The sequence below is a fragment of the Micromonospora sp. NPDC023633 genome (assembly GCF_040640035.1).
GTDB lineage: Bacteria > Actinomycetota > Actinomycetes > Mycobacteriales > Micromonosporaceae > Micromonospora.
In genome coordinates this window covers 21,939-38,296 of record NZ_JBFABB010000033.1, presented here as the reverse complement: position 1 = coordinate 38,296, position 16,358 = coordinate 21,939, and the positions used below count along the sequence as shown (strand labels likewise).

Here is a 16,358-nt window from a genome sequence, read left to right as displayed (position 1 = left end):
CCGTCACGTGCCCGCCTCGACGCTCCCCCGGCCCCAGCCGCATCCCCTCGCCGCCGCCGCGCGCGTGGTCATGCTGGCGCTCGTCGCCGTGCTGACCCTGTTCGCCACGCACGACCCCGGCCAGCTCTGGTGGATCGCGCTGCTGGCGGTCGCCGGGCTGCCCGCCCTGCTGGCGCCCGAGCACCGGCCGATCGGCCCGCTCAGCCGGGTGGCCGAGGTGGTGGTGCTGGGGCTGGCCGCGAGCCAGGTCGCCGCCGTGTCCACCGTCGGCGGGGACGTCGGCGGGCTGGGCGCCTCGGCGGTGCTGCCCTACCTGGCGGTCCCGGTGACCGTCACCGCGCTACGCCGCCGGTTCCGCGAGGGCGTCGCCCTGCTCGCGGTCGCCGCGGCCACCCTGCTGGTGGCCGGTGCGCTCACCGAGGTCGACGGCGACCGGCAGATCGCCGAGCTCGGCTACCTCGCCGTCTGCGCCCAGTGGCTGATCCTGGCCGGGCTCGGGCTCACCGCCGCCAGCACCCTGCACCGCGTCATGCAGGTCCGCAACGAGGGCAAGCCCCAGCCGTACGCCGAGGCGACCCGGCTGCTCACCCAGCTGCGCACGGTGGCCCGGCAGCTGCCCGGGGCCACCCTGGACCCGGGCGGCATCTCCGAGCACCTGCTGGAGGAGCTGCGCACGGTGGCCCGGGCGGACCGGGCGGCCGTGCTGTCGGCCAGCGGCGGCGGCCGGCTGGTGGTGCTCGCCCAGGTGGGCGTGGAACGGGTCGACTGGGAGACGACGCTGGACGCGGACTCGGCCATCGCCGACGCGTGGGCCAGCCAGCAGCCGCACACCGCCGCCCGGTCGCAGGCCCGGTCGCACCGTGGCGGTGACGTCTCCGCCCTGATCGTGCCGCTGGTGGCCGGGGTGCGCACCGTCGGGCTGGTGGTGCTGGAGGCGGACGCGGCGCAGGCGTACCCGCCGCCGGTGGTGTCCCGGGTGACCGGGCTGACCCGGCCGGCCGCGCTGCGCCTGGAGGCGGCGCTGCTCTTCGACGAGGTCCGCTCGCTGGCCACCAACGAGGAACGCCAGCGGCTGGCCCGGGAGATCCACGACGGGGTGGCGCAGGAGCTGGTGATGGTCGGCTACGGCATCGACAACGCCCTGGCGTACGTCGACGAGGACCCGCAGGAGACCGCCGAGGCGCTGCGCACGCTGCGCGGCGAGGTGACCCGGGTGATCACCGAGCTGCGGCTGAGCCTCTTCGAGCTGCGCAGCGAGGTGGACCGGCACGGCGGCCTGGCCGCCGCGATCGCCGAGTACGCCCGCACGGTCGGCGCCTCCGGCGGGCTGCGGGTGCACCTGTCCCTGGACGAGTCCACCGCCCGGCTGCCCGCCGCCACCGAGGCCGAGTTGCTGCGCATCGCCCAGGAGGCGGTCACCAACGCGCGCAAGCACGCGGGCGCGTCGAATCTCTGGGTCACCTGTGAGGTCGACCCGCCGTACGCGCAGATCGAAGTGTCGGATGACGGTCAGGGGATCGCTGACCAGCGTTCCGACGGGCACTACGGTCTTGCGATCATGGCCGAGAGGGCGGAACGTATCCGAGGCCGGTTGGAGATCAGGCCGCGGCAACCGAGCGGCACGACCGTGGCGGTGGTGCTCGGCTCCTCGCCCCGGCGCGATAACGTGCGCGGTAGCGCAGCGGCAGCAGAAGGGGAGTAACCCGAGGATGACCACAAGTCCGACACCGGCCACCCGTACCAAGGTCCTCCTTGTCGACGATCACGACCTGATCCGCAAGGGCCTGCGGCACGCGTTCGAGCGCGACCGGCAGTTCGAGGTCGTCGGGGAGGCCGCCACGGCGGCGGAGGGCGTACGCCAGGCCGGTGCGCTTCAGCCGGACGTGGTGATCATGGACCTGCGGCTGCCCGACGGCAGCGGCCTGGAGGCCACCCGGGCGCTGCGCAAGTCGAGCGCCTCGATGGGCATCGTCGTGCTCACCATGTACGCCGGCGACGACCAGCTCTTCGGCGCCCTGGAGGCCGGGGCCAGCGCCTTCGTGCCGAAGACCGCCCCGGCCGACGAGGTGGTCGCCGCCGCCCGGCACGCCGCCTCCTCCCCCAGCGCCTTCACGGCCGCCGACCTGGCCGAGGCGATGAAGCGCCGGCTGGCCCCGTCCGGGCCGCAGCTCTCGCCCCGCGAGGGCCAGGTGCTGCGGCTGCTCGCCGACGGGATGAGCGTGGCGGGCATCGCCAAGCAGCTCTTCGTCAGCGAGTCCACCGCCAAGACACACATCTCGAAGCTCTACGAGAAGCTGGGCGCGGCCAACCGGGCCCAGGCGCTGATGACCGCGCTGCGGCTCGGTCTGCTCGAGGCTCCCGACGCCCCGAAGTTCTGACCGGCTCCCCCGGGAGCCCGACGACGTACCACCGACGGGTCCGCGACCGCCGACGGGCGGCGCGGGCCCGTCGTCGTCGCATCGAGCGGCGGCGGCGAAGGGTTCGCGGCGCGCTATGGTCTCCCGGGCGACAAGCCGGCAGAATACCGGCGCGGGCAACGGTTTCCCGCGCGCCGACAGGAGGGGTGAACGCATGCAGCGGCCGGACTGGGCACCCGACGAGATCGACATCGAGCGCCCCAGCGTGGCCCGCATGTACGACTACTACCTCGGCGGCTCGCACAACTTCGCGGTCGACCGGGCGGCGGCCCAGGCGATGGTGGCGGCGGTGCCGGAGGCCCCGCTGATGGCGCAGGCGAACCGGGCGTTCCTGCGCCGCGCGGTGCAGTTCCTCCTCGACGCCGGCGTCCGGCAGTTCCTGGACGTCGGCTCGGGCATCCCGACGGTCGGCAACGTGCACGAGATCGCCCAGCGCGACGCCCCCGACGCCCGGGTGGTCTACGTCGACGTGGATCCGGTGGCGGTGGCCCACAGCCGGGAGATCCTGGAGGGCAACGACCGCGCCGTGGTGGTGCAGGAGGACCTGCGCCACCCCGAGCGCATCATCGCCCACCCCGACGTCCGTCGGCTGCTCGACTTCGACCAGCCGATCGCCGTGATGATCGTGGCGGTGCTGCACTTCGTGCCGGACGACGACCGGCCGGCCGAACTGCTGCGGACGCTGCGCGAGGCGCTCGCGCCGGGCAGCTACCTGGTGCTCTCGCAGGCCAGCGGCGACGGCCGTGGCGACGACGAGCGCGCCGACGCCGAGCGGGTCTACCGGCGGACCGACAACCCGCTGTGGATCCGCAGCCGCGGCGAGCTGACCGCCCTCTTCGACGGTTTCGAGCTGGTCGACCCCGGCGTGGTCTGGGTGCCGCAGTGGCGTCCGGAGTCCCCCGACAGCGCCGAGGACGCCGAGCGGGCGGCCTTCATCGGCGGCGTCGGGCGACTCGGTGGGTGAGCCACCCGGGGCGACCGCGGTCGCCCCGACCGGCACCACCGAGGGGCACCCGTCCCGCCCGGGGACGTTCGCCCGGGCGTGGGCCAAGGCCGTCTCCGGCACCAGTTACCTGCCGATGACCCATGCCCAGCTCGAGGCCCTGCTGCAACGCCTCACCGAGGAACTCGCGGCGGCGCTGCTGGCCGAGCCCATCGACCTGCGGGTGGGGCACCGGGTCGGCACCGAACTGGTGGCCGCCCACATCGCCTCGGCCGAGGCGCTGGGCCGCACGGTCGAGGTCGTCCAGCTCCGGCTGACCCGCGACCTCGGGCTGGTCGAGGAGGAGGTCGAGGACCGGCTGGCCCGGCTGCTGGCCGCCGTGACAACCGGGTACGCCCGCGCGCTGCGGGACCGGACGCTGGACGAGCAGGAGACGATCCGCCGGGCCGCGATGACCGCCCGGGCGGAGGCGGAGCGGGCGCTGCGCAGCAGCGAGGCGCGCTTCCGCCACCAGGCCACCCACGACCCGCTGACCGACCTGCCCAACCGGACGCTGTTGACGGAGCGCCTCCGCGCGGCCATCGACTCGCCCACCGGGGGCACGGCGCGCCTCGGCGTCTGCTTCCTCGACCTCGACCGGTTCAAGGTGGTCAACGACTCGCACGGGCACCAGGTCGGCGACGGGCTGCTGGTGGCCGTGGCGGACCGGCTCCGGCGGGCCCTCGACGGGCACCTGGTCGCCCGGCTCGGCGGGGACGAGTTCGTCGTCCTGGTCGAGGGCACCACCGGCACCGACGACGCCGTCGCCGTGGCCGAGGCCGCACTCGCGGCGGTACGCGAGCCGGTGCTGGTGGACGGGCACGAGCTGAGCGTCTCGGCGAGCATCGGCATCGTCGAGCGGGAGGTGGCCGGCACCTCCCCCGGTGACCTGATGCGGGCGGCCGACAGCACGCTGCACTGGGCGAAGGCCGCCGGTGGCGACCGCTGGGCGCTCTACGACGCCGACCGGGACCGCCAGGACCTCGCCCGGTACGCGCTCTCCGCGGCCATCCCCGCGGCGCTGGAGCGGGGCGAGTTCTATCTCGACTTCCAGCCGCTGACGTCGCTGCGCGACGGCCGGGTGCTGGGCATGGAGGCCCTGGTGCGCTGGCGGCACCCGCAGCTGGGCGTCCTGCGGCCCGACAGCTTCATCGGGCTGGCCGAGGAGACCGGGCTGATCGTCCCGCTGGGCGGGTGGGTGCTGGCCGAGGCGTGCCGGCAGGCCGAGAGCTGGTCCGTCGACGCCGGGCCGGCCCCGTTCGTCAGCGTCAACCTGGCCGTGCGGCAGGTGCGCCGCGCGGGCCTCGTCCAGGAGGTACGCGCGCTGCTGCGGCACACCGGGCTGTCGCCGGAGCGGCTCCAACTGGAGATCACCGAGAGCACCATGATGAGCACCGCCGAGGAGCCGGTCCGGGCGCTGCGGGTGCTCGCCGACCTCGGCGTCCGGATCGCCATCGACGACTTCGGCACCGGCTACTGCAACCTGGCGTACCTGCGGGACCTGCCGGTGACCGAGCTGAAGGTGGCCGGGCAGTTCGTGGCCGGGCTGCGGGCACCGGAGGCCCGGGCCGACGAGCGGATCCTGGCCTCGCTCGTCTCGCTGGCGCACGCGCTGGACCTGACCGTCACCGCCGAGGGCGTGGAAACGGCCGGGCAGGCGGAGCGGCTGCGGGCGATCGGCTGCGACGCCGGCCAGGGCTGGCACTTCGGCCGCCCGGACTCCGCCGAGCGCGTCCTGGCCCGCCTGCGCTGACCCCTCGCCCGCCGCCGCCCGAGCTACTTCCACCCGGCTACGCAGGACGATGTCAGCCGGCGAGCAGGGCGGCCATCCGCTGCGCCTGCGCCTCCCAGCGCCACTCCCGCTCCACCCACGCGCGACCGGCCGCGCCGAACTGGCGGGCCAGGTCCCGGTCGGCGAGCAGTGTGGCCACCCGGTCGGCGAGCTGGGCGACGTCCCGGCCCCGGACCACGAACCCCGTCTCGCCCTCGCGCACCGCGTCCGGCGCCCCGCCGGAGTCGCCGGCGACCACCGGCAGGCCGGTGGCGGAGGCCTCCAGGTAGACGATCCCGAGCCCTTCGACGTCCAGACCCCGGTTGCGGGTGCGGCAGGGCATCGCGTAGACGTCGCCGGCGGCGTAGTGGGCCGGCAGCTCGGCCGACGGCACCGAGCCGGTGAAGACCACGTCCCGCTCGACGCCCGCCTGCCGGGCCAGCTTCTCCAGCGTGGCCCGGTAGGGCCCGCCCCCGACCACCAGGAGCGCGGCGTCGGGGACCCGGCGACGGATCTCGGGCAGCGCCCGGATCAGCATGTCCTGCCCCTTGCGCGGCACCAGCCGGGACACGCAGACCACCACCGGGCGGTCGGCCAGCCCGAGCCGGAGCCGGACCGGTTCGCCGTCGACCGACGGGTGGTAGGCGTCCACGTCCACCCCGGGGGCGAGCCGGTGCAGCTCGGTCACCCCGTGCAGCGCCCGCTCCAGCCGCACCCGGGTGTACTCGCCCAGGTAGGTCGTCACGTCGACGCCGCGCCCGATACGCCGCAGCGCGGCCCGGGCGGCCGGCAGCGCGGCCCAGCCGACCTCGTGCCCGTGGGTCTGCGCCACCGCCCGACGGATGCCCGTCCGGCGGCGCAGGCCCGCGGCGAGCAGGCCGAGGGGGGCCGCCGCGCCGAACCACACCGTGTCGCAGTCGTACGCGCGCGCCAGGCGGGCGGCACGGCGGGCCACGAGCGGGGTGGGCAGCAGCACCCGGGTACGTTCCCGGACCACCTCGAACGGCTGGTCGGCGTCGAACTTCTCCGCGCCCCGCCACGTCGAGGCGTAGACGACCACGGACCCGGCGGGCTGGCGCACCGCGAGGTTGTGCACGAAGGACTGGATCCCGCCGGGGCGGGGCGGGAAGTCGTTGGTGATCAGCAGCGTGCGGCTCATCGGCCGGCCTCCCTGGCGTGGGCGCGGGCGGCGGCCATCCGCTCGACCGTGGACGGGTGCGTGGCGGAGTAGAGGTACTCCCAGCGTGGTGGATCCGGGTCGGCGAGGTTGATGCCGGCGAGCCGCCGCTGCATCGCCTCGAAGGCGGCCGGGTCGCCGGTCAACGCGAGCGCGTGCGCGTCGGCGCGCGCCTCCACCCGCCGCGACATCAGCGCCTGCGCCGGTGCCGAGACCAGCCCGGCCACCGTTACCAGGGCGACCAGCAGGGGGAACGCGCGCGGCTGGGCGACGGAGTCGACGCCGGCCAGCCGCAGCAGCGGGCCGGAGGAGCCGAGCAGGTAGAGCGCGACCACCGCGGCGGCGGCGCCCAGCGCCCCGGTCAGCGTGCCGACCGCGACGTCCCGGTCCCTGGCGTGCCCCAACTCGTGCGCCACCACGGCGGTCACCTCGGCCGGCGTCGCCTCGCGCAGCAGCGTGTCGTAGACCACCACCCGCCGGGTCGGCCCGAGCCCCGAGACGTAGGCGTTGACCGCCCGGGTGCGTCGCGACGCGTCGGCGACCAGCACGTCGCGCACCGGGACGCCGTCGCGGGCCGCCATCTGCATCAGCTGGGTGCGCAGCGGTCCCTGCTCCAGCGGGGTGAACCGGTTGAAGACCGGCTCCACGAGCACCGGCAGCACGAAGGAGAGCAGCACCACCAGGGTCGCCGCACCGGCCGCGCCGAACGCCCACCACCAGCGCGGCGACAGCCGGATGACGGTGTAGAAGCCGAGCAGCGCCACCGCGCCGATCACCGCGCTGACCGCGTACGACTTGAGCAGGTCGGCCGCCCAGCCGCTCCAGCCGTTGGTGCTCAGCCCGTAGCGGGTGAGCACGGCCTGCCGCCAGGCGGCGAACGGGAGGGTCACCAGGTCGGCGACGAGCACCACGGCGAGCCCGCCGAGGACGGCCTGGGCGGCCCAGTGGCCCCCGAACGGGCGGCCGGCCAGCTCGACGAGCCGGCTGCCCAGCGGGGTCAGGCCGAGCAGCAGGGCCACCAGCAGGCCGATCGCGATCGCGGCCCAGCCGGCGGGGCGCAGCGCGGAACGGAACTCCCGGCTGCGGGCCACCTGGTCGGCGGGGAGGTCGCCCAGCGCGGCGAGCTGGTCTGCCCGGGGAGCCGGCGGCCGGTGCCACGGGATCAGCAGCGCCGCCGCGACGAGGAGGGCGAGGGTCAGCCCGGCGAGGGTCAGCAGCGCCCAGCCGCGCGGGCTCACCGCAGCCGTCCTGACGCCGCGTGGCCACCGATCGCGGCCGGGCTGTCGCCACCGCGCCGTACCCGCGTCATGCCGCCGCTCCCTCCGCCGTGACCGCCCATCCTATTGCCCGCCGCGCCGCCGCCCGCGCGGTGCCGGCCGCCGCCGTCCCGGCGACCGCTCCGCCCCTCCTGACATCACCTGTCGCCACTATGACCAGCCCTTCACCCCCATCATCGAGACCCTGCGCGGCCCGTTGACCGGCGGGCCGGTGGGGACGAACGCCGCTCTCGCGGTGGCCTGGTGCGCCGCCATCGCGCTGGTCGGCTATCTCTGGGCGAAGAAGCTGTTCAACCGGGACCCGTCCCGCTGACCGTCGTCCCCCGGCGCCCGTTCCCCGAGCCACCGGCCCGGGGAACGGGCGCCGTCGGGGCAGCGGCCACGGCCCGTCACGCGACGCGGCGGCGCCGGGTGAGCCGCCCGGCCGGCCGGGGCGCGGGCAGCACCTCCACCTCGAACCCGGCCCGGGCGAACACCTCGATCGCCCGGGCCTCGGGGCCACCCAGCCCGGCGGCCGGGGAGGAGTCGTCGAACAGCGCGGTCACCAGGCAGTCGGCGCAGCCGTCGCCCCGGGCACCGCACCCGTCGCAGTCGATGAGCATCTCGCCTCCTGATGCGCTGCGGCGGCGGGCGGGGAACCTCCGTCGCCGCCCGACCACCATCGGTCACCACGACGTTAGGCTCGGGGTACGACAGAAAAGGGACAACCGGGTCGCGGACGGCCCGAAAGCGATCAAGCGCCCCGATCAGGACCGGGAGAGCCGGCGCAGCAGCGAGTCGGCGCCGAGCGGGTACGCGCCGTGCCGGCGTACGCCGTCGGCGACCTCGCGGTCCGAGGAGACCACCACCACCGGGCGGCCCGACGGCTCGGCGCGCACCAGGCGCCGGATCAGCTCGTCGGCGGTCTCCCCCTTGCGGGAGAAGAGCACCCGCACGCCGCGCGGCGAGGGCGGCAGCCCGTGCATCCGCTCGGCGCCGTCGAAGACCACCGTGACCTCGTCGCCGGTCTGCGCGGCGATCCCGCCCAGGCCCGTGATCAGCCGCTTGCGCTGCTGCTCCAGGGACATCTCGCCGAAGCCGCGCTTGGTCACGTTGTAGCCGTCGACCACGAGGTGCGCCCGGGGCAGGGCGAGCAGCTGGTCGAGGCGGGCCGGGTCGTCGGTGTCCCGGGCCCGGGCGGCGGTGCCGGCCGCCGTGGTGCCGGACTGGTCGGCGAAGGCGTCGGCCACGAAGTCCGCGGGCAGCTTGTCGACCGGATCGAGCGCCAGCTCGCGACGCAGCCCGACGGCGGCCTGCCCGATGGTCTCCAGCAGCAGCCAGAGCCGGGCGTCGTCGACCGAGCGGGCCTCCTTGGCGCTGGCCCGGGCGACCCCCGCCGCCGCCTCGGCCTCGGCCAGCCGGGCCCGGACCCGGCGCAGCTCGGCGTCGGCGTCCGCCGCCGCCCGGGCGGCCCGGCCCCGCTCGGTCGCGAGCAGCTCCGTGGCCTTGCGCTCGCGGGCCTGCGTCTCGCGCAGCGACCGGGTCAGCTGCCGGCTCTCCTCGCGCAGCTGGCCGAGCTCCTCGCGGACCCGGGCCAGCTCGTCGCGGAGCTTCTCCGCCTCGACCCGGGCCACCGCCCGGTCGTGCTCGGCGCGGGTGGCCCGCTGCTCGGCCTCGCGGACCAGCTCGGCGACCACCGCGCTGTCGGCCTCGGCGCGGACCGCCGCGCCGCTGGCCTCGATCAGGTCCCGCCAGCCCCGGGGCCGGGCCAGGTAGGCCAGCGCGGCCACCTCGACCGGGTCGGCGGCGGCCGGCGCGGTGCCCTCCAGCACCGCGGCGCCCAGGTCGCCGCTGTCGGCGAGGACCCGGGCGGTGATCCGCTGGCGGAACAGCGGGTCCGCCGTGAGCTGGGCGGCGATCGCGGGGGCACCGAGCCGCGCCCGGCGGTTGGGGGCGAACTTGGCGACCCGGCGCAGCGGCACCGGCACCTCGTCGGCGGGCAGCCCGGGCAGCACCGTCGCGGTGAGCGTCACGATGCGCTGCCGGACCGGCTCGGGCAGCACGGGCTCCGGCTCGGACACCGCCGCCTCCGCCTCGGGCCCGGACGTCGCAGCCGCGGGCTGGCCGGCCTCGTCGGGGGCGCCCTCACCGGCGTCGCGCGCAGCGTCGACCGGATCCTCCTGCCGGAGGCGGTCGTCGTGCGGCTCGGTGAGGGGCATGTGGCAAGTCTCCCACCGCGACCGGGCCCACCGCCCGGTGAGTGAGCCGATCTCTCATCCTAGACCGGTGGTGACGTCTGGTGCCGATGGGACGGGAGTGTCGGACCGGACCGCTAGCGTGCCGCCGATGGCAGAGACCGAGTACGTCCAGGAGCCGCTGGCCGGTTTCGACCCGGGCGCGGGCGGGATCGACCCGGCGCTGCCGCTGTACGCGACGACGTTCGTGGTGGTCGACCTGGAGACCACCGGCGGCGCGCCGGACGGCGGCGGCATCACCGAGATCGGCGCGGTGAAGGTGCGCGGCGGCGAGGAGCTGGGCGTGCTGGCCACCCTGGTCAACCCCGGCGTGCCCATCCCGCCGTTCATCACCGTGCTCACCGGCATCACCCAGGCCATGCTGGTGCCGGCCCCGCCGATCGAGCAGGTGCTGCCGAGCTTCCTGGAGTTCATCACCGACGCCGTGCTGGTCGCCCACAACGCCCCCTACGACGTGGGCTTCCTCAAGGCCGCGTGCGCGAAGCACGGCTACCGCTGGCCCAACCCGCGGGTGCTCGACACCGCCGCGCTGGCCCGCCGGGTGCTGACCCGCGACGAGGTGCCCAACCGCAAGCTCGGCACCCTCGCGGCCTACTTCCGCACCGCCACCCAGCCGACCCACCGGGCGCTCGACGACGCCAAGGCCACCGTCGACGTGCTGCACGGGCTGATCGCCCGCCTGGCCGGGCACCGGGTCGACACCGTCGGCGACGCCATCGAGTTCGCCCGGGCGGTCACCCCCACCCAGCGGCGCAAGCGGCACCTGGCCGAGGGGCTGCCGAAGGCGCCGGGGGTCTACATCTTCCGGGCCGCCGACGACCGGCCGCTCTACGTCGGCACCTCCGGCGACATCGCCACCCGGGTGCGCAGCTACTTCACAGCGGCGGAGAAGCGGGCCCGGATCTCCGAGATGCTCGCCGCGGCGGAGCGGGTGGAGGCGCTGGAGTGCGCCCACTCGCTGGAGGCGGAGGTCCGCGAGCTGCGGCTGATCGGGGCGCACGCCCCGCCGTACAACCGGCGGTCGAAGTTCCCGGAGCGGGTGCTCTGGCTGAAGCTGACCGACGGACCGTACCCCCGGCTGTCGGTGGTCCGGGCCATCTCCCCCGGCGACGCCGCCTACCTCGGGCCGTTCAGCTCGCGTCGGGCGGCGGAGCTGGCCGCCGCCGGCTTCCACGACGCCGTGCCGCTGCGCCAGTGCACCCACCGGCTCTCGCTGCGCACGGTCACGCCGGCCTGCGCGCTGGCCGAGCTGGGTCGCTGCCCGGCGCCCTGCGAGCACCGGATCTCCCCCGAGGAGTACGACGCCCGCGCGGTCGCGCCGTTCCGCACCGCCACCGCCAACGATCCCCAACCGGTGGTCGACGCCCTGCTCGCCCGGATCGACGCGCTCTCGGGCGCCCAACGCTACGAGGAGGCGGCGGTGGCCCGGTCCCGGCTCGCGGCGGTGCTGCGGGCGACCGTGCGGATGCAGCGGCTGACGGCGCTGACCGGGATCGCCGAGCTGGCCGCCGCCCGCCCGGCGGCCCGCGGCGGCTGGGAGCTGGCGCTGGTGCGCCACGGCCGGCTGGCCGGGGCGGGCGTCTCACCCCCCGGTGTCCACCCCCGACCGACGATCGCCGCGATCCGGGCGACCGCCGAGACCGTCCTGCCCGGCCACGGCCCGGTCCCGCGCGCCTCGGCCGAGGAGACCGAACGCATCCTGTCCTGGTTGGAACGACCGGAGACCCGGCTGGTGGAGATGACGTCCGGTTGGGCGTCCCCGGTGGCCGGCGCGGCCCGCTTCCGCGACCTGCTGGGCAAGGCCGAGAACGCCGCGTCCCACCAAAGCTCGACCGAACGCCCATGACCAAGTGACCGATCGGACTACCTCGACTCCCTTAGGCTGTTAGAGAAGTGCAGTCCTGCCCGTTTCGTGGGCCTGCTCCCGGTTGCCGGGTGTCGGCGGCCGTGGAGCCGGGGTGAGGAGGTGTCCCACGTGGACGTCGACGCCGGACGCGGCGCCGCCCTGGGGGGCGCCCTGCCGACCCAACCGGGCGAGCTACCGCTGGCCCGCCGGCTGCGCTCGCTGCTGAGCTGGCCCACCGCCGACACCGACCCGGTCAGCCAGCTCGTCCGCACCCACCGGACGATCCACCCCGGCACCGAGCCCTCCGTGCTGCGCCGGGCCTACACCATCGCGGAGAACATGCACCGCGGGCAGTTCCGCAAGAGCGGCGAGCCCTACATCACCCACCCGCTGGCGGTGGCGCAGATCTGCGCCGAGATCGGCATGGACGCCATCACCCTGGTCGCCGCGCTGCTGCACGACACCGTGGAGGACACCCGCTACACCCTCCAGGCCCTCGCGGAGGACTTCGGGCCGGAGGTGGCGCACCTGGTCGACGGGGTGACCAAGTTCGACAAGGCGTTCTACGGCAAGGCCGCCGAGGCCGAGACGATCCGCAAGATGATCATCGCGGCCGGCAAGGACGTCCGGGTCCTGATCATCAAGCTGGCCGACCGGCTGCACAACATGCGCACCCTGGGCGTCCGGTCCGCCGCGTCGCGCGAGCGGATCGCCCGCAAGACGCAGGAGGTCCTGGTCCCGCTCTGCGACCGGCTGGGCATCCAGACGCTCAAGCGCGAGCTCGACGACGTGGTGCTGCTGCACCTGGAGCCGGAGGAGCACGCCCGGATCGCCCGGCACGTGCACGACCGGCCGGGCTGGGACGCGTACCTCGACGAGGTGGTCACCCGGGCGAAGTCGGCCCTGCGCCGCAGCCGGGTGGACGCGGCGGTGACCCCCCGCCCCCGGCACCTCTACTCGATCTGGAAGGACACCGTGGCCGGTGGCCACAGCGCCCCCTTCGACCTGCCCCGCATCGCGATCGTGGTGGACGGCCCGGCAACGGACTGTTACGCGGCCCTCGGCGCGATCCACGGCCTGTGGCGGCCGATCCCCGGCCGGTTCAAGGACTTCATCGCCTCGCCCAAGAACAACCTCTACCGCTCCCTGCACACCAGCGTCTGCGGGCCGAAGGACCGCACCGTCGAGGTGCTGATCCGCACCGAGGAGATGCACCGCTCGGCGGAGTACGGGGTCGCCGCCGACTTCCGCTTCCCGCGCTCCGGCGCCGGCACGGCCGCGGCCCGCGCGGAGCAGCTCGACTGGCTGCGCCGGGTGCTCGACTGGGAGCAGGACACGGCCGATCCGGCCCAGTTCCTCGAATCGCTGCGCTGCGACCTCGCCGAGGCGCAGATCCAGGTCTTCGCCGACGGGCGACAGATCGTGCTGCCCGCCGGGGCGACCCCGGTCGACCTCGCGTACGAGCTGGGCACCGAGCGGGGCGACCACTGTCTCGCGGCGCGGATCAACGGCCGGCTGGCCCCGCTCTCCTCCGAGCTGGACGAGGGCGACGTGGTGGAGATCTTCACCGAGACCGACGCGGCGAACGGCTTCGACGCCGACGTCGCCCCGCGCGGTCCCCGCCGGGAGTGGCTCGGCTTCGTCAAGTCCCCGCAGGCGCAGATGCAGATCAGCCGGTGGTTCGCCGAGCACACCGAGCCCGGCATCTCCATCACCGACAAGGTCCGCCTCGGCCGGGCCACCATCGGGCTGGCCCTGCGCAAGCACGACCGGGGCCTCGCCAGCGACCTGCCGCTGCTGCGGCTGTCGGAGGAACTCGGCTACCCCGACCTGGAGACCCTGCTGGTCGCGGTCTTCGACCGGGTGATCCAACCCGACACGGTCGTACGCCAGCTCATCGACCTGGTGGACCATCGGCAGTGACCGCTCCGGCCCGGGTGGTCCGAGCCTTCCTCGCGGCCACTAGCCTGGACGCATGATCCCCCGCTCCCGCGCCACCGGCCGGGCCATCGCCTACCAGGTCTTCTATCGGCTGCCGTTGCCGGTACGCCGCCGCCTGGTCCGGCTGGCCGTGCCGAAGTACATCGTCGGCGCGGTCACCCTGGTCCGGGACAGCGAGGCCGAGGGGGCGGGCCGGCTGCTGCTGCTGCGCCAGCCGCCCGGCAAGGGCTGGGGACTGCCCGCCGGCCTGTTGCAGAAGGGCGAGGCACCGGTGGTGGGCGCCGCCCGGGAGCTGCACGAGGAGTCCGGCATCCGGCTCTCGCCCCGGCAGCTGAGCCCCGCGGTCCCGAACGCGGTGGTGCACGCCAAGGGCTGGGTGGACGTCGTGTTCACCGCCGAGGTGCCGGCGTCGACCACCGAGCTGAAGGTCGACGGGGCCGAGGTCTTCGAGGCCGCCTGGCACCCGCTGGACGACCTGCCCAAGCTGACCTGGCCGACGGCCCGGCTGCTCGCGTACTACGACATCGGGCCGCTGGCCGGGCAGTTCCCGCCACCGGTGCCCGACACGACGCCGTGAGCGCCGGTCGCGCCGCCGACGGCGGGACCGACGCCGCCCGTACCGGCCGCGGCGCGACCGTGGACGCCGCCCGGGCCGGGGTCTGCGCGGTGGTGCTCGCCGCCGGGGAGGGCACCCGGCTGCGGCCGCTGACCGAGCGGCTGCCCAAGGCGCTCTGCCCGGTGGGCAACGTGCCGCTGCTCGACCGGGCGCTGCACCGGCTGGCCGGACTCGGCCTGGTCGGGCCCGGCCGGGTCGCCGTCAACGCCTGCTACCTCGGCGACCAGGTCGTCGCGCACGTCGGGGACCGCGCCCACCTCTCGGTGGAGCCGGGCGACCCGCTCGGCACCGCCGGCGGGGTGGCGAACCTGCGGGAGTGGATCGCCGGGCGCGGGGTCCTGGTCGGCAACGCCGACGCCTACCTCGCCGACCCGGCGCGGCCCCCGGGCCCCGACATCGCCGCGCTGCTGCGCGACTGGGACGGCGACTCCGTACGCCTGCTCGGCCAGCCCGCCGCCGACCCGGCGGCACCGGGCACCTTCGACGGCCACGTCTTCACCGGCTTCTCGCTGCTGCCGTGGCGGCTGGTGCGGGAGCTGCCGGTCGGGTTCGGCGACCTCGTCCGGGCGCTCTGGCGCCCGGCGGAGGCGGCCGGCGCGCTGACCGTCGTGCCGTACGCCGGCACGTTCTTCGACACCGGCACCCCGGCCGACTACCTGGCGGCCAACCTGCACGCCGCCGGCGGCGGCAACCTGGTGGACCCGACGGCCACGGTGACCGGCCGCTGCCGGGCGGCGGTGATCGGCGCGGGCGCGGTCGTCCACGGCGACGTGGAGCGGGCGGTCGTCTGGCCCGGCGCCACCGTCGTCCCCGGCGAGCGCCTGCGCGACGCGGTGCGCGCCGGCACCGCCCTCACCGTCCCCGGCACACCACCGGCCCCGGGCCGGGGAAACCTCTAGCATGGGCGACGACGCCGACGAACGGAGAAATGTCCCGTGATCACCGCGATCGTGCTGATCGACTGTGCCACCGACTCGATCCCCGAGGTGGCCGAGAACCTGGCCAACCTGCCCGGCGTCAGCGAGGTCTACTCGGTGGCCGGCCACGTCGACCTGATCGCGATGGTCCGGGTCCGGGAGTTCGAGCAGATCGCCCAGGTGATCGCCGGCAGCATCTCGAAGGTGCCCGGGGTGCTCAACACCGAGTCGCACATCGCCTTCCGGGCGTACTCCCAGCACGATCTGGAGGAGGCGTTCGCGATCGGCCTCGCCAACGCCGACTGACGCGGACGCCGGGCCGCGGGTCGCGGCCCGGCACGCACGCGAGCGGCCGGCCCACCCCTGGGGATGGACCGGCCGTCGTGGTGCGCGGACGTCAGCTCTGCGTGGGAGCCGGCGTCTCGAAGGTGCCGCCCGGAGCCGGCGACTCGGTCGTGCCGCCCGGAGCCGGGGTCCCGGTGGTGCCACCCGGAGCCGGCGTCGTGCCGCCCGGGCTCGGGGTGCCGCTGGCGCTGGTCTGCGGCACCGGGATGCCCAGCTGCTCCGCCAGCTGCACCAGCGCGTCGTAGTGCGCCTGCAGGGTCGGCAGGGCGGTCTGGGCCAGCTGGACCACCGACTGTTCGGAGCCCTGCGAGATCTCCGTCTGGGTGGCCTGGATGGCCTGGACGTGGCCGGCCAGCTCGCTGGTCACCCAGAGCCGGTCGAACTCCTCGCCGCTGGCGTTGTTGAGCTGGTCGATGACGGACTGCTGATCCGCGGTGGGCTCACTCGGCAGCTCCACACCGAGCTGCGACGCGGTCTGCTGCACCGTCTGGTCGAGCTGGGTGTGGTCCGTCTTGAACCGGGCACCCAGGTCCTTGACCCCCTGGTTCTGGCCCTTCTGCTGGGCCAGGTCACCCGCGGTGATCTCGAACAGGTTGACCTGGTGCACGGCCTGCAGGTACTGCGTGTCCTGCGCCGACGGCTGCACCGCGGCCTGTGCCGCCGCGGCCGGCGCGACCCCCACCAGCACCAGCGCGGCCAGCAGGCCGAGGCGTTTGATACCCAACATGCTTCCCCCCCTTGAGACGTTGGATCGCACGGATACCCGGCTGACCGGGGTTATTCCTGCGATCCCCCGTCGGGGAGGCGACCGACCGACACGCCCGTGTCGACCCGT

Annotated in this window: 14 protein-coding genes; 9 read left to right on the top strand and 5 right to left on the bottom strand. The window is 75.3% G+C overall.

The window, feature by feature from the left end; all coding sequences use genetic code 11:
* Positions 1-7 precede the first annotated feature (7 nt).
* The 4 genes from AB0G13_RS13245 (at position 8) to AB0G13_RS13230 (ending at position 5,152) form a co-directional block, all read left to right on the top strand.
* A complete protein-coding gene (locus tag AB0G13_RS13245) occupies positions 8-1,702 on the top strand; it encodes a GAF domain-containing sensor histidine kinase (protein WP_357873145.1) in 1,695 nt (564 codons plus the stop codon).
* 7 nt (positions 1,703-1,709) lie between these two features.
* Entirely contained in the window at positions 1,710-2,378 is a 669-nt protein-coding gene (locus tag AB0G13_RS13240) for a response regulator transcription factor (protein ID WP_007072219.1), read from the top strand.
* 193 nt (positions 2,379-2,571) lie between these two features.
* Positions 2,572-3,381, top strand: coding sequence for an SAM-dependent methyltransferase (locus AB0G13_RS13235; RefSeq protein WP_357873143.1), 810 nt, complete (start codon positions 2,572-2,574; stop codon positions 3,379-3,381).
* A gap of 115 nt (positions 3,382-3,496) precedes the next feature.
* A complete protein-coding gene (locus tag AB0G13_RS13230) occupies positions 3,497-5,152 on the top strand; it encodes a bifunctional diguanylate cyclase/phosphodiesterase (protein WP_357873183.1) in 1,656 nt (551 codons plus the stop codon).
* A 52-nt stretch (positions 5,153-5,204) separates the two neighbouring features.
* On the opposite strand, the gene AB0G13_RS13225 is transcribed toward AB0G13_RS13230, so the two are convergent.
* The 4 genes from AB0G13_RS13225 to AB0G13_RS13210 all read right to left on the bottom strand — a co-directional run bounded on the left by AB0G13_RS13225 (position 5,205) and on the right by AB0G13_RS13210 (position 9,822).
* Positions 5,205-6,329, bottom strand: a complete 1,125-nt coding sequence (locus AB0G13_RS13225) for a glycosyltransferase family 4 protein (protein WP_357873141.1) — start codon at positions 6,327-6,329, stop codon at positions 5,205-5,207.
* A complete protein-coding gene (locus tag AB0G13_RS13220) occupies positions 6,326-7,585 on the bottom strand; it encodes a M48 family metallopeptidase (RefSeq protein WP_357873138.1) in 1,260 nt (419 codons plus the stop codon). Before AB0G13_RS13220 ends, AB0G13_RS13225 begins: the two co-directional genes overlap by 4 nt.
* 428 nt (positions 7,586-8,013) lie before the next feature.
* A complete protein-coding gene (locus AB0G13_RS13215) occupies positions 8,014-8,226 on the bottom strand; it encodes a hypothetical protein (protein ID WP_357873135.1) in 213 nt (70 codons plus the stop codon).
* Positions 8,227-8,370: 144 nt separating this feature from the next.
* Positions 8,371-9,822, bottom strand: a complete 1,452-nt coding sequence (locus AB0G13_RS13210; protein WP_357873133.1) for an NYN domain-containing protein — start codon at positions 9,820-9,822, stop codon at positions 8,371-8,373.
* 127 nt (positions 9,823-9,949) lie between these two features.
* Here AB0G13_RS13210 and AB0G13_RS13205 point away from each other — a divergent pair, with 127 nt between their 5' ends.
* The 5 genes from AB0G13_RS13205 to AB0G13_RS13185 all read left to right on the top strand — a co-directional run bounded on the left by AB0G13_RS13205 (position 9,950) and on the right by AB0G13_RS13185 (position 15,484).
* A complete protein-coding gene (locus AB0G13_RS13205) occupies positions 9,950-11,704 on the top strand; it encodes a DEDD exonuclease domain-containing protein (RefSeq protein WP_357873131.1) in 1,755 nt (584 codons plus the stop codon).
* Positions 11,705-11,833: 129 nt separating this feature from the next.
* Positions 11,834-13,627 (top strand): RelA/SpoT family protein, encoded by a 1,794-nt coding sequence (locus AB0G13_RS13200; RefSeq protein ID WP_357873128.1) that lies wholly within the window; start codon positions 11,834-11,836, stop codon positions 13,625-13,627.
* Positions 13,628-13,679: 52 nt separating this feature from the next.
* Positions 13,680-14,222 (top strand): NUDIX domain-containing protein, encoded by a 543-nt coding sequence (locus AB0G13_RS13195; RefSeq protein WP_357873125.1) that lies wholly within the window; start codon positions 13,680-13,682, stop codon positions 14,220-14,222.
* Positions 14,223-14,281: 59 nt separating this feature from the next.
* Positions 14,282-15,160, top strand: coding sequence for a sugar phosphate nucleotidyltransferase (locus AB0G13_RS13190; protein WP_357873180.1), 879 nt, complete (start codon positions 14,282-14,284; stop codon positions 15,158-15,160).
* Between the two features lie 36 nt (positions 15,161-15,196).
* Positions 15,197-15,484: an Lrp/AsnC ligand binding domain-containing protein gene (locus AB0G13_RS13185; RefSeq protein ID WP_088999172.1), complete on the top strand. Its 288-nt coding sequence runs from the start codon at positions 15,197-15,199 to the stop codon at positions 15,482-15,484.
* A gap of 91 nt (positions 15,485-15,575) precedes the next feature.
* Here AB0G13_RS13185 and AB0G13_RS13180 read toward each other — a convergent pair whose 3' ends face one another.
* The gene (locus tag AB0G13_RS13180) at positions 15,576-16,250 is read right to left on the bottom strand and encodes a DUF4142 domain-containing protein (RefSeq protein WP_357873122.1); all 675 of its coding nucleotides are present in this window, start codon (positions 16,248-16,250) and stop codon (positions 15,576-15,578) included.
* Positions 16,251-16,358 lie beyond the last annotated feature (108 nt).

Coding starts and splice junctions, on each gene's coding strand:
- AB0G13_RS13240 (WP_007072219.1), top strand. CDS start 1,710: ATGACCACAAGTCCGACACCGGCCACCCGTACCAAGGTCCTCCTTGTC.
- AB0G13_RS13235 (WP_357873143.1), top strand. CDS start 2,572: ATGCAGCGGCCGGACTGGGCACCCGACGAGATCGACATCGAGCGCCCC.
- AB0G13_RS13230 (WP_357873183.1), top strand. CDS start 3,497: ATGACCCATGCCCAGCTCGAGGCCCTGCTGCAACGCCTCACCGAGGAA.
- AB0G13_RS13225 (WP_357873141.1), bottom strand. CDS start 6,329: ATGAGCCGCACGCTGCTGATCACCAACGACTTCCCGCCCCGCCCCGGC.
- AB0G13_RS13215 (WP_357873135.1), bottom strand. CDS start 8,226: ATGCTCATCGACTGCGACGGGTGCGGTGCCCGGGGCGACGGCTGCGCC.
- AB0G13_RS13210 (WP_357873133.1), bottom strand. CDS start 9,822: ATGCCCCTCACCGAGCCGCACGACGACCGCCTCCGGCAGGAGGATCCG.
- AB0G13_RS13205 (WP_357873131.1), top strand. CDS start 9,950: ATGGCAGAGACCGAGTACGTCCAGGAGCCGCTGGCCGGTTTCGACCCG.
- AB0G13_RS13195 (WP_357873125.1), top strand. CDS start 13,680: ATGATCCCCCGCTCCCGCGCCACCGGCCGGGCCATCGCCTACCAGGTC.
- AB0G13_RS13180 (WP_357873122.1), bottom strand. CDS start 16,250: ATGTTGGGTATCAAACGCCTCGGCCTGCTGGCCGCGCTGGTGCTGGTG.